General features: G+C 49.9%; 9 protein-coding genes. 3 read left to right on the forward strand and 6 right to left on the reverse strand.

Features of this window, described 5'->3' with window-relative positions:
* Positions 1-223 precede the first annotated feature (223 nt).
* From ACW73I_RS01700 to ACW73I_RS01725, 6 genes are all read right to left on the reverse strand, one after another.
* On the reverse strand, positions 224-7774 hold the full coding sequence (locus ACW73I_RS01700; RefSeq protein WP_458027475.1) for a SpvB/TcaC N-terminal domain-containing protein: 7551 nt from the start codon (positions 7772-7774) through the stop codon (positions 224-226).
* 281 nt (positions 7775-8055) lie between these two features.
* Complete coding sequence (locus tag ACW73I_RS01705) at positions 8056-9036, reverse strand: thymidylate synthase (protein WP_458027476.1); 981 nt, start codon at positions 9034-9036, stop codon at positions 8056-8058.
* 43 nt (positions 9037-9079) lie between these two features.
* A complete protein-coding gene (locus ACW73I_RS01710) occupies positions 9080-9634 on the reverse strand; it encodes a DUF2058 domain-containing protein (protein WP_458027477.1) in 555 nt (184 codons plus the stop codon).
* Entirely contained in the window at positions 9631-10227 is a 597-nt protein-coding gene (locus tag ACW73I_RS01715) for a Uma2 family endonuclease (protein WP_458027478.1), read from the reverse strand. Before ACW73I_RS01715 ends, ACW73I_RS01710 begins: the two co-directional genes overlap by 4 nt.
* A gap of 40 nt (positions 10228-10267) precedes the next feature.
* Positions 10268-11485: a hypothetical protein gene (locus ACW73I_RS01720; RefSeq protein WP_458027479.1), complete on the reverse strand. Its 1218-nt coding sequence runs from the start codon at positions 11483-11485 to the stop codon at positions 10268-10270.
* A gap of 4 nt (positions 11486-11489) precedes the next feature.
* A complete protein-coding gene (locus ACW73I_RS01725; RefSeq protein ID WP_458027480.1) occupies positions 11490-12332 on the reverse strand; it encodes an outer membrane protein assembly factor BamD in 843 nt (280 codons plus the stop codon).
* An 81-nt stretch (positions 12333-12413) separates the two neighbouring features.
* Between ACW73I_RS01725 and rluD the strand changes: the two genes are divergently transcribed.
* From rluD to ACW73I_RS01740, 3 genes are read left to right on the forward strand one after another with little or no spacing between them, the layout of a single operon-like run.
* Positions 12414-13364: a 23S rRNA pseudouridine(1911/1915/1917) synthase RluD gene (rluD, locus tag ACW73I_RS01730; RefSeq protein WP_458027481.1), complete on the forward strand. Its 951-nt coding sequence runs from the start codon at positions 12414-12416 to the stop codon at positions 13362-13364.
* The gene (gene pgeF / locus ACW73I_RS01735; RefSeq protein WP_458027482.1) at positions 13345-14070 is read left to right on the forward strand and encodes a peptidoglycan editing factor PgeF; all 726 of its coding nucleotides are present in this window, start codon (positions 13345-13347) and stop codon (positions 14068-14070) included. Before rluD ends, pgeF begins: the two co-directional genes overlap by 20 nt.
* A 2-nt stretch (positions 14071-14072) precedes the next feature.
* A complete protein-coding gene (locus tag ACW73I_RS01740) occupies positions 14073-14924 on the forward strand; it encodes a ZIP family metal transporter (protein WP_458027483.1) in 852 nt (283 codons plus the stop codon).
* Positions 14925-15044: the final 120 nt, after the last annotated feature.

A 15044-nucleotide genomic window follows, 5' to 3' on the forward strand; every position in this document is an offset into this window, starting at 1 on the left:
CCTCCCAAAAAATCATGTTTGCGTAGGGCGGATTCGGAGCAAAGCGACAATCCGCCAAATTCAAAACCATCACTAAACCCGAAAACATTCGGCATCTCCGCTCCGTTTATGGCGGATTGCCTATCGGCGAATCCACCCTACAATTCATCCGCCTTACGTGTTCAGCCATACGGTGGAACCCGCGATGCGATTCCACCCTACATCCGCCGTACGAGGTACGCGATTATCTCCCAAAGATGTAGTTGAATAGCGTCTTTGGCTTTTCAGGCGCAAGTTTGGCTGGATCGGTACCTGCTCGTTGCAGGCCTTCATTAAGCGCACGCTCGATACTTTCTCGATACTTGTTCATCCCATATGCACCGGCAGCAGAAGCAACCACAAAGCTAATGCCTTTAGGACCGAGTATTCTCGCAACGATACCCCCAACTAGAAATTTAGCGTATTCTTGGGCAGCTTCTTCATCTGTATTTGCTTGACCTAGCTGGGCTATGAGAACGCCCTTTTCAAATACTATTAAGGCTCCTTTCGCTACGGATCCGCTACCTCCTTTTGCACCAGTTTTTGGAGTTGAAGGACTTGGCTCAGCAGTTGTTGGTACGGTCGCTTTTGACACCTCTGGTGATGGCGGCTTAGTCTCTGCCGTAGGCTTGGACGAGGCGACCTCAGGAGCTGGTGTTTCGTTAGCTTGTAGTGGAGGACCAACAGACTCCTGTTTAGCCATCTCCAATAGCTTCGCCAAGTTCTTAATGGCTTGCAGCTCGTTTTCTGTTATGACATGAAGTCCAGCTTTCACTCGATCTCCAACCTTCAACCCTATTTCACCAAGGTTTTGTCCACCGCGAATCTCAATTTCCGCGCCCTCGAATACAGCTTTGAGGCCGCCTCTCTTGAGTTGGTTTCGCGTGAATGCTCGCGCCTTGACGTCACCCTTAATGGTCAACGCTTTCTCTGCCAACTTTTCTTCCACGTAGTAGTACTTGCCATTCACCTGAACAAGCTTGTCAGGCTTTAACGTGATTTCGGCTCCAGCGGCGTTTACGGTTTTGACAGTAACTTGTTTCGCAAACTTCACCCCCGATTCTTGGAGTATTTGTGAATTTGGTATTTCTACATCGAGCTTTTCTGTTTTCTTACCTTGCATGCCGTTAGGATCATGCAAGTGTGTGGGGCGATTTGCTACATATACATATAGCGAAGTGCCATCGACCAATCCTGCTGGGTCCACGCCTGTCCATCTCCCCAACCAAGGCAAATAATACCTAGCCGAGTGATACTCCAACCCACTCTCCTCATCCCGCTCCATCCCCGTATACCGATACCGCTTAGCCGCCCCCTTAATCGCAGCATTTTTCGCCTGAAACGCGGTCGTGCCATACGGATGATATTCCTCATAACTAATCACCTGTGCGGCATCGTCCAACTCCAACGCCGCCGAACCCAAATGGTTATGCAACTGGTAGCGCACAGTCTGTTCTGGGCTAGTGCGCCCGGCCGGAATGCCTAAAATCACTCTGGGCTTAGTTTCAGTATCGATCATCACAAACCGATGTTGCTGATCTAGCAGGCTTAAACTGGTGCGTTCCAGTCCGGCATCCGGCCCACTGTGTTGCTTGTAAAGTTCGTAACCGGCGATATAAATCCGCTCATCTTTTTTGGTTGGTGTAGCGCCCGGATTGGCGGTGTTTTCGGTAATTTTACGGATACGCTGGCCTTGGCCGTCATATTGGTAATAAGTCGTTTCCGGCGTACCGCCGTCGCTGCGGCGCTGGCGAATGGTCTTGACCAGTTCTTCCTTGAAATTCCAGCCGATGTCTTCCAGATGCGGCATCGCAGTCATGAAGCCATGCTGGGCATGGTGCGGATAGAGATAGGTATTGGCGCCGATTTGGGTGCTGATCAGCCGGTTATTTGAACCTTGATAGTTGTAGTTGCGCACCCAGGCATTACCCGAGGCTTGATGTTTCATTTGCAGGATGTTGCCGACGGCATCGTATTGGTAATTTTGGGTGTACGTGCGCATCGCCAGCGGATCACCGGGATTGAGCTGCTGCATGTAGGCGGCATCGTTCCAGTTATCCTGGGCATCAAAAGCTAACGGCTTGTCGTTTTCCCGCCCGGTAGCCGTAACTAAGCGGTAAAGGGCATCGTAACTGTATTGGTTGACGCCTGCGATTTTCTGATTGTTGAAGAAGACGACCGGAATGTTCTTGTCTTCGATATGGGTGATATTGCCGACCGCATCGAAAGTGTAACGCCAATCCTCTAAGGGATCGTTGTTTAGGCGTTTGCTTTCCAACCGGATTAGGCGGAAGGTTTCCTTGTCGTAAGTAAATTCGGTGACGACATCGTTACAATAGACGATTTTGTTGCGCTGGCCTTTTTCGTTGTAATCGATGTCCTTGATGTAAGTGACTGTCTTGTTCGGGCTTTGATGCTGCACGATTTCGGCATTCAATAAGCCCGCTTCGTTGTATTGCGGCGAGATGATGCTACCGTCCGGCGCGGTTTGCTGGGTAATCCGTCCCAGCGCATCGGTTTCGGTGGCAAAGGTGTAGCTATCGGTTTCCAGATCGTTGGTCAGATTGGCATCAATCCAGTTGGCAACGCCTTTGTAATCCTTGAACAGCTTGCGCCTGGTCGATTTGGGCTGGCCTTTAAAGTCGTATTCCGGCGTTTCGATCAAGCCGCCGGTATCGAAGTGCTTCACAACCTGCCCGCGCAGGTTTTTCAGGTGGGGGGCAGGTTCGTCTTCCCCGTAAAAAATCCGCTCAAAAATATGGTTGAGAACCGTACCGCCATCGCCGCCAATAACCTTGCTGTGGGTTGGCCGATGCAGGATGTCATAAGAATATTGGAACTCGTGATTGCGTTCGTCCCAGGTACGGAGCGGATTTCCAACTACGTTGATCAGTAACCAACGTTGTCCGGCATCCATGCTCTTCTGGTACACCTTATTGCCGAGCATGTCGTATTTGTAATGCATCACGACATTGCCCCGGGCATCGGTAACTTTGCGTAGGTTTCCTTCAATATCCCGCGTAACACTGGTTTGATAATACTCGTCCGCGCCGTTGCTGATGCTGCGGTTATGTTCGACCGAGAAAACCGGCCTGCCCAAGGTGTCGAAATGTTGCGTGACTGGCGTATTGGCGTGTTTGGCAGCTTGCTCGGCAGCGAATTTTTCTTTGTCCGGGTCTTTTCCTGCCGCCAGCAGTTCCGCATCGATCAGATGCTTGCTGCGCTTGTTGTACCAGTCCGATTCCAGCACGGTATCATTTGGGTCATAGATAACTTGTTTCCAGGAGTCAAATTCGGTACGGGAAAACGTGCCGTCGGGCAGTTCGGTTTTGATCAGCCGACCCAGCGCATCGTAATACATCAACGGCGTGACGCCGGACTCGACCAGTTCCTCCAGGTCTTCGAATTGATGAGTAACCGAGAAATAGGGTTCGTATTGCTTGACGGCATTGCCTTTGTTATTCAGGACAGTCCTGCCGTTGCCGATCCATCGCAGTTGCTTGGGGTTTTGAGCTGAAGTATCAACTTCGGTGATGCTAAAACTGCCATCGGCATTGACCGTCACTTGTTTGGCTTTTCCCGGTTCGGCTTGGGCTTTTTTCATGACCACTTGGCCAATGCCGTTGGAATATTCGAAACTGAGTTGGACTTTAGAATCGCTGTTTTTTTGAAAATGCTCTTCGCGCAGAATCGATGCAACGACGACTGGTTTCCCTGAATTGTTATAGGCGTTCAAGTCGTGGACAAAGCGTGCTGTGGCGTGTTGTAACAGGCTTTTGCCGTGTGTGACCAGTACATCCGAGGTAGGCGCTTGGAAGAAATTGTCGATTAATGTTTGTTCGGCATTATCGGTGTACTCATTCAGGCCATTCAGATCGTCGGCTTCATTACCTTTGCCGAACACTGCCAATGCTTTAACGAGACCCAGTTCATCGACCAGCACTTCCGAAAAATTACCGTTGGCATTCTGCATGCGCTTTGGCGATAGGGTGCGGAAATTGAACTGCTCCACTTTTTGTTTATTGCCGATGGCATCTTCGATTTCCTCAATGAATAGGAAATAATCGCTGTAATAGCGAACCTTGGATGTGGCACCAAACGGGTCTATATAAGATACTGGCACGTAGAAACGATTTTGCGCATCCAGCGTGTTTTCAGCAACTTCGATATATTGCGTGGTTCCCGAACGTATCCACCAGTTGCCGTCGCCACCGAGTTGGGTAAATTTGCCTTCGAGCATTAACGAGGCATCAGCTTTATCAGCATAGATATCGTTTAAAAGATTAGGCGTGTACGCCAGTTGGTAGCTTTCGAACGGTAATGCCAACGATTCCAAGGTATGAAAAGGCAGCGGCGAGGTCATGTTGTTGCTGCGATAAAGCGTACAAACGTGTTCGATCAAACGTTTTTGCGGCGTGCCGGCTCCCGGATTGCTGTTTATTTGATGGTAATCAAGTGCTTCTGCCTTATCGAGCACGGTTTCAAAATCGCTGATGGCATATAACTCGCCGGACTTGGTTATGCCTTTTAATTCGTAAGTGGCTGTTTCCGATGGCAATCTGAGCCGGTAAGTGTCCGATGTGTCGATGTCGTTGGTAAAGCGGTTTTGGGTGTAGGTGATTAAAGTTTGATTTTGAATTTGCCTGGTGGCTAACGGCAAAGTCGTATCTGCTTTTAGGCGTGGATAAACGACCGAGGCTGACTCTATAACATTACCGTATTCGTCCAATTTAACGTTAAGCGTATGCGCGATACGCGGATCATCGGTTTGACGTTCGAAACTGTAAGTTATCGCTTCGCTTTCCTTGACGACGAAAATGGCATATGGATTTTGCCCTTGGGGTTGCAGCAATTCGATGACGCAGTTGTGGGTGGCAACCGAATAGGGCGTTAAGGCTTTTTGTTGTTGTTCCGGTGTCGGATTATCCGATGGCGCATCATTTGCGAAGACTTCCGAGCGCAAGCTCATGCCTTTGCAGGCACGTAACGCTTCCCGCCATTCACAGAAACTGAGATGTGCAAGCAGCGAATCATCCAAACCAGGCGCTACAATTAATCTGCCATCTTGCAAAGGTGTTTCGAGGTTAACCGCTTCGAAACCTTGCCGTTTCATTTCTTCATACCAATAATCGTCGGCAAATTGGTTGAGGATTCTTTCTTTGGTCAGGAAAGCGCCGGTATGAAACCAGGTTTTCGTCACTACCGGTTCTTGGTGCAGGGTTTGTTCTACGATATTGGCCGCATCGCCTTTTACCCAATGCTCGAAATCCTCGCTGTCGGTTTGCTCGACCATGCCGAAACCGCGAAACTCGCGTTCGGCATGGTCGTAATAACCGTGATGGTATTTGTATGAACTGACAAAGCTATATCCGGAAATTTGATCTTTGGTTTCGGTTTTGGTTAGACAGTGGACCGGGAAATGCAGTTGGGTAACCCACGGTTTACCGGCTAGTTTATCCTCTAGATAAAAACGGGTTGAATGTGTATATTCCAGGGAAATCTCTTTACCCAGATTATTTTTATAGCCGATCATGACGTGCGGTTTTTTACTGTCCATCACGTCGATATACCGTAGCGGCGATTGGCTGTCTTTAGACAGGCGGCTCGACCAAACGATGCATGAAACGCCGGTGCCGAGTAGGTCGGTAACGGTGACTTTGGCCTGATCATGGATTTCTGGAAAACTGGCGGTCTCGAATGGGGTGGCATCAAATGCATTGCCGCTCAAATTCATCCAGCAGCTGAATTTATTCTTGCCCAAATAGATGATGTCTGTCGTGCCCGAGCCATCGATGTCGGCCAAGCGTATATATGCGGGATTAAATGCATCGGGGCAATCGAATTCCGGCGCATTGTCCATCGCGACTTTAGCGCCGAATTTACCATAGCCCAGATTAGGCCAGTAACAGACCTCCTTGTTACGAATTCTGACGATGTCAGTCTGACCGTCGCCAGACATGTCGGCGAGAAATATGGTTTCCTTGGCGTCGGCAAAGACAATGTGCGGGCCGGATTCTTCGTCGAAGGTTTTTATGGTTTTTTGTGCAGCTTCGAAGCCTTCTCTACCTTTGGATTCATACCAAGTGAATACATGGTCTTCGGTGATTAATATGTCCGCTTTGCCGTCGCCATTCAAATCCAGCATTTGGGTATTGGCATCGTTCAGATTGATATTGGGCAGTTGCTTAAAGCAACGAAACGGCTCCCATTCTTCGTCATCGCTCAATTCAAAATATCCCTTTGGTGTTTGATTGAGTTTTACTAACTGTTTGCTGCCGTCCGCGTCCAAATCCAGCAATTGAAGTTCGCCGCCCAAACCTGCAAATGATGGTTTGGGCGAAATCAGTTTGGCAGGAGCAAATTTTGCAGCCTTGTCTTGACTGATATTGTGCTTATAAAACCAGCCGCTTGCTTGCTCTGTTAATATTCCGGATAAACCTTCGCTGAATAAGTCGGTAAACAAGTATTCCTTTTCATCAAGGCCGACAGGATCATTGGCTAAATCTTCGATCGATATTGCCTTGATTTCGTTGTTCCAAGCATGCTTTTGATAGGCGAATTCGGTCGCCGGCAGGCTTTTTTGGCTGTAACTGCCATCGGTTTTTTTGATATACCCGATGGGGGTAATGGATTTAAGAAAAGTGAAGCCTTGTTGTTGATTAGTATCGTATTCGAAATCAAGCGATTTTACTAAAGCCGAGCCGCCTGGCAATTCATTGAATTGATGGAATAACAGCACTCTCCTGCAGAGTCTGGTCGTACGGATTTCAAAACCGGACTTATAAACTGAAAAGGCATCCGGTCGGAATGACCAATCGTTTATTGAGTTGAAAGGCGATTCAGCATCGTATTCGCCATAATCGAATACGGTTTGGAATAGGTAATCGGCTTCTGGTAGGAATGGGTCGTTGAACTTGACGTAAGGTGTTTTATTTCCATAAACCACCTTTTCTAAATAAAGATTGGTGTAGGTCGGCTTACCGTTTTTTATCCGGTTGTTGTTTTGTATTAGCGTGCTGTCGAGGCCTTTAGTGTCCTCCCGTTTATAGCGATAGTGACTACAGTTGCCTTTGTCGTCAAAAGCAAATTCCGGTAACCATTCGTAAATTTTGTTGTTATCACTGGGGTCTGCAATTATGGAATTATCACTCCAGCCGAATAGCGTGGTCAGATTGTCTTTTGTGATTACCCGCCATTTTATGCGGCTACCGGTTTTATCTTGCCAGCGCTCAATACGTGCAAATAAACCTTCGATGCGCGGCCGGTAATAACGAATCAGAAATTGACCGTCTGAAGACTGCGTTTCCTTGATTACATAATTGCCTTTGTCATCTTTGCTAAAACTGCCGTCGGTATTTTTGACAAATTCAGGAACGAGATCTTCGGCTTCGGAGAAAAGAAAAATATCCGAATCAATGTCATCAAAATATTGGGGCAGTTTTTTGTCGGTTTTGCGTTTGATCGATGCCAACGATAAATTCCAGCCCAGTCCGAACACACCGTTACCCGCACCTGAACTGTACGATAAATTGAGAGTTGGGGAACTTCCTCGCGCAGGAGAAAATGGCAATGAAATAGAGAAGGTGGCCGTTCCGTTGGTAGCATTGACGGAGAATTTTTCGTCGATTCCCTTGATTGCCCCTCCACCTTTGGGTAATTCAACGGTTGGTATAGAGATAGCGTTCGACTTCGTTTTCCCCCTTTCTGTGTTGAGGAATTGGTCGGATGCGTTCTCTTTATTTTGTTCTTTTTTCATAGCGGAAAGAACTGCAACATAGATTACTTCCTCTGAGTCCGTTGAACTCTAACAAGCAAATCAGGTGGCTAATAATAGAAACGAGATTTAGCGCTAGTCAAGTCAAATTTTTCTATTTCAACCGTATCTTTGAAAGAAGCTTTGAATGCCTCCTTGTCAGCGAACGTCTGGAGATTGAAAATTCAATGACTGCTATTGGCATGCAAGGAGGACCGCTTTTGGCCGACTGCTACACTGCTCCTTGTAAAATCGTTTACGGCAAACCGGCGAAATCCCAATACTCAAACCGCCATCGGCGCCGACAGCGGAGCATGGTGCCGGTAGTTTTCCAAGCGAAAGTCGCTAGGTTCGATTTTTTCGATCCAATCCGGTTCGTACCGGCCAGTGACGACATAGTCCGGAATCCGCTCGGACAGAATCAGTTTCGGTGCCGGGAACGGTTCGCGCCTTAATTGCTCCTGCAACATCTCGATATGATTTTCGTAGATATGGGCGTCGGCGATGAAATAGCTGAACCAGCGCGGTTTATAGCCGGTCAAGCGCCCGACCAAATGCAGCAGCGCCGCGCCCTCGGCCAAATTGAACGGCGCGCCGAGACCGATATCGTTCGATCGGATATAAAGGCACAGCGAAATTTCCCGCGCCGACGGATTGCACAGAAACTGGTAGAGCAAATGGCAGGGCGGCAAGGCCATTTCTTCCAATTGCGCCCAGTTCCAGCCGTGGAACAGGATGCGGCGGTTGGCGGGGTCGGCCATGATGGTGTCCAAACACTGTTTTAGCTGGTCTATGGCTTTGTAAAGCAGGACCCGGCTGCTTCCGTCCTGTTCGAGCAAGCCTATCTGCCGGTAGCCGCGCTCTAGCGCATCGGCGATCTGTCGATTGCCCAAAGGCCGATTCGGGTCGATCAGTTTGTACGCCGGCCACTGCCGCCATTGCACGCCGTAAACCGGGCCTAGATCGTCCTGCCCCAGCCGGTAAGGATTTTCCAGCCATTGGCCATTTTCGTTGGCGTTTTGGTCCCAGACTTTGCAGCCGAGGGCGCGAAAGTCGGCGGCGTTGCGCGAAGCTCGCAGAAAGCCGACCAATTCGCCGATGGCCGATTTGAACGCCAGTTTTTTGGTGGTTACGGCCGGAAAGCCCTGCTGCAAATCGTAGCGCAGCATCGCACCGGGCAAGCTGAGGGTTCGAATGCCGGTGCGATTCTGTTGCCAGCTGCCGTTATCGAGTATGTTTTGAACGAGGTCCAGGTATTGTTTCATGAATAAGATGGAAGAATGCCGCGCTGCGCTGCGGATGTTCGCTTTACCACATCAAGTCGTCGGGAATTTGGTAGGCCGCGTATGGGTCGTCCTCGGCGGGGATGTCTTGCGTCGCCCGGTTCAGCAACACGATGCCGGACGGGTCTCTGGCTTCGATTTTACGGGCGATTTCGGCCGGTACGATTTCGTAGCCGGATTCCAGACTGACGATGCCGGCGCGGCCGTTGATCAAGGCTTCGCGCACTTTTTCGTCCACATAGACCGTTTTGACTTTGTTGGCATGATTGAATTGATAGGCCACGCCGTCGGCATGCTGGGCGATGCGGTTCAGTTGCGCCAGTTGTTTGATTTGGGCGGCCAAGGCTTTTCGTTCTTCGGCCGCTTTGCGTTGCCGGTTCAGTTCCCGATCGCGCTCGGCCTGCTGCTGGCGCGCCTGCTCGGCGCCGAGTTTGACTTCATCGACGGCCTCTGCGCCGTTATTGCGCTGCGCTTTGTTTTGCTTGCGCTTTTCGGCCTTGACTTGCTTGGCCTTCGCTGCGCTGGCCAGGCCCGCTTTGAGTAACTGTTCCTGTAAAGAAATGGTTTGCGGTTTTTTCATGGGGTTTCATCATTTTTCAAATAGGGAGCCAACAAATCCCAATCAATGCTGACCTCGGGCAATACGCCGACGGCGGTTTTGCCATGTAACTCAAAAATATCCGGTTTACCGTATTCGCCGTTATGCAGGCGGTAGATAGTCAATAGCCGGTCGGTTGGATGAACCAGCCAAAACTCCAATACGCCGTGGCGTTCGTAGATACGGCGTTTTTCGATCTGGTCCCGGCTAACCGAAGAAGGAGACAGTACTTCCACAATCCAATCCGGTGCACCGCGCACACCGCGGCGATCCAGTTTTTTTTCGTCGCATACCACCAGTACGTCGGGCTGAACGACGACGTCGGTGTCTTCGTCGGCTTGGTCATGCCTAGGCAAGCGCACGTCGAGCGGAGCGACCAAGGCGCGGCATGGCTTGCCCGTTAAGGCATTTGCCGCTTGTCTAAATATCTCGCCCGCTAACTCTTGATGTGCCAATGACGGTGCGGGCGTCATCATATAAACCTTGCCATCGATCAATTCGCAGCGCACATCGTCCGGCCAGCTTAGATAATCGCGATAGCTGTAGTGCTTGTCTTTTTCCAATGCAAAAGCCATGGCATTGCCTCTTAAATTCGATTAAACAACCATAAGCCGCTTATCGGCCCAGCTGTTTGCCGCTGGCGTATTTCTGCCACCAGGTTAACGGTCTGGTTACCGGGGTCGGGCAACTATCATAACCTTGATATTCGATACCGCGAAACACCTCGTTACGTAACCAATGATAGGCCGCGGGCGCACTTTGCTTAAGACGTTCCGGGATCAGAATATATTGCGCCACCAGCTCGGCCAGTTTTTCCTGAACATTACCGTCGTAACGGCCGTCGTTGATATCATGCAGGTACTCGAAAGCCTCGAACCACTTGGACGGCCACAGGGCCAGCTTGGCGTCGGCGATGGTCTTCATGATTTGTTCGTCGTTGGAAATCTTGTGGTATTTGTAGAAAAAGTATAAATCGTCTTCGCCGTTCCAAAAATGGAAATTGTCGATGGTATGCGCGATTTCGTGCACGACGATAGGCAAACGGAAATCCACCAGGTATTGCACGTCGATGTCCCGGTAGACCGCGTCTTCTTTGCCTTTGTCGAATTCCTTAACCGTGAAAACGATCAGGTTTTGGCCGCTGAAGACCTGCGCCACGGTTTGCGAACGAAAGCCGATGCCGGGCACTAATGTCAATGGATGTCTATGATCTTGCCAGATGCTGGTGTTGTAATCCTGCTGAAAGGCATCTTTGATTAATTCCTGAATGGCGTCGGGCTGGTCGGCAATTTCTTTATCCAAGTTTTCAACCGGCTTGGCTCTACTGATACGTTGGCGCAGAAATGACGGGATTTTGCGTATGGCTTTTTCGAAGAGGCGCAAATGCTCGCCGGTAAACGGCTTTATCAAATAATTCGGATCCTCGCTGTGCTTGACAACGGTTTTGGTGTCGTAAAACAGAGCCAACGCCCGCCAAGCGGCATCTTTATCATCCCAATATTTTTCCAGTACGCAGATATCAACGGACGTGCTGTCTGCACAATCCTCCTTATAGTCGGATAGATCGTCCATACGGTCCGGGTTTTTATGATCAGTCAACACGGCTACCGCCTGTTGACGCAGGTCCGGATGATTGCGTTCATAGAAACGAACGATTTCCGACAACCGTTCGGTCGGAGTAAATTGTTGCGCACTGGTTGCGCACAGCAGTTCGTTGCTTTGCGACAGTGCGAAAAAGCGGTTTTGAAACAGCGGTTCAAAATCCTTGGCTAAGGTCGGTGCGGAGAGAAACAGCGATAAATTGGTCGCTATAAAACGAAAAAACAGACTCAAGTTTTTACTTATCCATGCCGATGGCTTCCCAAGCCTGTTCCATGAAAGTTTGCTCCTTGGTGTTAAGCACAGGCATCCCGTTAGGATAATTCAAATTGAACACGCGTTCGGCATCGGCCGCCAAGTCGTCCATACCCAGTTCGCGGTACCCATCCTGCATGATTTTTAACGCAAGCGGCACCGCCGGCGTGCGCTGATATTCTTTGATGATGTAATTGGCACGATCGACGGCGGCCACATAGGCTTCGCGCCGCAAATAAAAATCGGCGACATGGACCTCGTACATGGCCATGTTGTTACGCAAGGCCACCATGCGTTGACGGGCATCCGGTACGTATCTGCTCTCGGGGAATCGTTGAATCAGCTCTTGAAAATTATCGTATGCGTCCTTGGCGCTACCGGGGTCGCGTTGCGAGGTATCGGTAGGCATGAAGCGATCGATAAAGCCGATGCCGCGGTTATAGTTGATTAAGCCTTTCAAATAATAGGCATAATCCACGTGCGGATTTCTGGGGTTGACCTTGATAAATCGCTCGGCTGCGGCCAATGCGGCTTCCGGGTCATCGTTCTTGTAGTAGGCGTACGCGACATTCAGTTGTGCTTGGGCGGCATAATCGCCGAACGGATAGCGGGCCTCCAGCGCTTCGTAGAGTTTGATAGCCTTTTGATAGTTTTTGTCATCCAGTGCCGCTTTGGCTTCCTGATGAAATTTTTCATCATTCCAGCCAATGTATTCGTCTTCCTTTGCCGAACTGTCCTCCTTACCTAAGGCGCTTAGTGTTTCGCAGCCCGGCAAAATCGAAACTAAACTGCCAAGTAAGAGAGCTTTTATTAAAAGTAATCGCATAGGAAAGACAACACGTTGTAATATTGCGGGTTTTTTGCGCTATTCTGCATACCGACGCGCGAGTATAACTTAAAAACGATTATGACGAAATTAACGGCAATAGTTCCCGAAGAATTGGCGGGCATGCGCCTGGATCAATGTCTGGCCGAAATTTTTCCCGATTATTCCCGCAGCAAGCTACAAGCATGGATTAAAGACGGCCGCGTGTTGGTGGACGGCGAACAGCGCAAAGGCCGGGATAAATTGGACGGCGGCGAAGAAATCGAACTGAATGCCGAAGCCGAAGCCGTGCTGGACTATGAAGCTGAAGATATTCCGCTGGATATTGTGTACGAAGACGATTCGCTGCTTATCGTCAATAAACCCGCCGGACTCGTCGTGCATCCGGCGGTCGGAAATTGGCAGGGCACCCTGGTCAATGCGCTGCTGCATCACTCGCCTGGGTTAGACGCTTTGCCGCGTGCGGGCATTGTGCATCGTTTAGATAAGGACACCAGCGGCCTGTTGATGGTTGCCAAAACATTGAAAGCCCACCATAGCCTAGTCGAACAATTGCAAGAACGCACGATTAACCGCGAATACTTGGCACTGGTAAAAGGTTGGATGACAGCCGGCGGTACGGTCGACGAACCCATCGGCCGTCATCCGGTAGACCGCAAACGGAATGCCGTCCGTCGCGACGGAAAAGAAGCGGTGACGCACTATCGATTGGAGCAGCGCTTCAAACGTCATACCTTGATTCGAGTAAAATTGGAAACCGGCCGTACCCATCAAATCCGCGTGCATATGGCCCATATTAATTATCCTATCGTAGGCGACCCTATTTATGCCGGACGTTTCCAGATGCCGGCGGGGTGCAGCCCGGCGTTGGCCGAGGCGCTACGCAATTTTAAACGTCAAGCCTTACACGCCGCCAATTTAGGATTGGATCATCCGGAAACCGGAGAGTATTGCGAATGGGAACAGCCTATGCCGGACGACATGCAGAATTTGATCAAATTGCTGGCGGAAAATGAATTGGATCAAGCCTGATTGGCCGCTGCCTGCGGCAGTACGCGCCGTTACGACTTTACGCACCGGAGGCGTCAGTTTAGACGCTTACGCCAGCTTGAATCCCGCTGGTCACGTAAACGACGATCCCGCTCATGTGCAAACGAACAGGCAGCGGATTCGAGAAATGCTGCAATTACCGTCAGAGCCGGTTTGGTTACAGCAAGTTCATGGTGTGCGCGTGGTTAAAGCGGATCAGGCCGGGGGCTTGGAAGAAGCCGACGCCAGTTATACCGATCAGGCGGGCATTGTTTGCGCGGTGCTGACGGCCGATTGTTTACCCATCTTATTGTGCGGCGACAAGGGTGATGTCATTGCCGCCGCACATGCCGGCTGGCGCGGGTTATTGGCGGGCGTGATCAGACAAACCTTGGCCGCGATGAATTGCCGTGATATTTCCGTGTGGTTGGGGCCTGCAATCGGTCCGGAAAGTTTCGAGGTAGGCGACGATGTACGCACCGCGTTCGTTCAAGCAAATTCGAAGGCGGAGGAAGCGTTTAAAGCCAGTCCGTCCGGCAAATGGTTAGCCGATATCTATCGATTGGCACGTATAGCATTAGCCGAAGAGGGAATAGATCGTATCCATGGCGGCAATTATTGCACCGTAAATGATAGCCAGCGCTTTTATTCTTATCGCCGCGATGGTGCTGCGACTGGTCGTATGGCCAGTTTGATCTGGAGAGATTAAATTTGAGTATTTTGTTGTCGATAGTTACTTTTACTGCGTTGGGAGGCATACTCAGTGTCATTGCGGCCGGCGTATTTTTATTGTTACCGGAGCATCGCAGACAGCACATCTTGCCGCATGGAATCAGCTTTGCCATCGGCGCATTATTAACCGGCGCCTTTTGCGGTTTGATTCCTCATGCTTTTGAAGAAGTTGCGGCTGATGATATATCGGCCCTATCAGCAACAATATTGGCCGGCATTTTGTCATTTTTCATTCTGGAGAAACTGTTGGTTTGGCGGCACTGTCATTCCCATGCCTGCGAGGCCCACGGCGAGGATTCGCACGACGATCATCGCGTACATCATCATGACGATCATGGTCGCCGTGTTGCAGGCATGTTCATCATACTCGGCGATAGTATTCATAATTTCGTCGATGGCGTATTGATCGGTGCCGCATTCCTAACCGATCCGCAACTCGGCATCATTACCAGTTTAGCGGTCGCAGCCCACGAAATTCCGCAAGAAGTCGGCGACTTTGCGATTCTATTACACAGCGGTTACACACGAGGTAAAGCCTTTCTGTATAACGTGTTGGCAAGTTTGACAACCGTAATCGGCGGTGTGTTGGCTTATATCAGTTTAGGGGACTTACATCATGTCCTGCCTTATTTCTTGACCTTGGCCGCATCCAGTTTCATATACATCGCCGTAGCCGACTTGATTCCTTCCCTACATCAAAAAACCGATATCAAAACCTCATTGCAACAAATTGGGTTTATTCTATCCGGGGTCGTGTTGATTTTGGTCATGCAGACTATCGCTCATCAATTTGAAGGCAAACTTGAGCGCCAAACAATCGAGCATGAATAAGGCATGCAAGCGGGTTACTCAAACAAATTAGTAACTATACTCTGGCGACAATTTGTCGCGCGGCAATCCGCCACATTTTCCAGGAAATATTAATTGAGTAGACTTTGGACCACTCGCTCC

Source organism: Methylomonas sp. MgM2 (assembly GCF_054172045.1).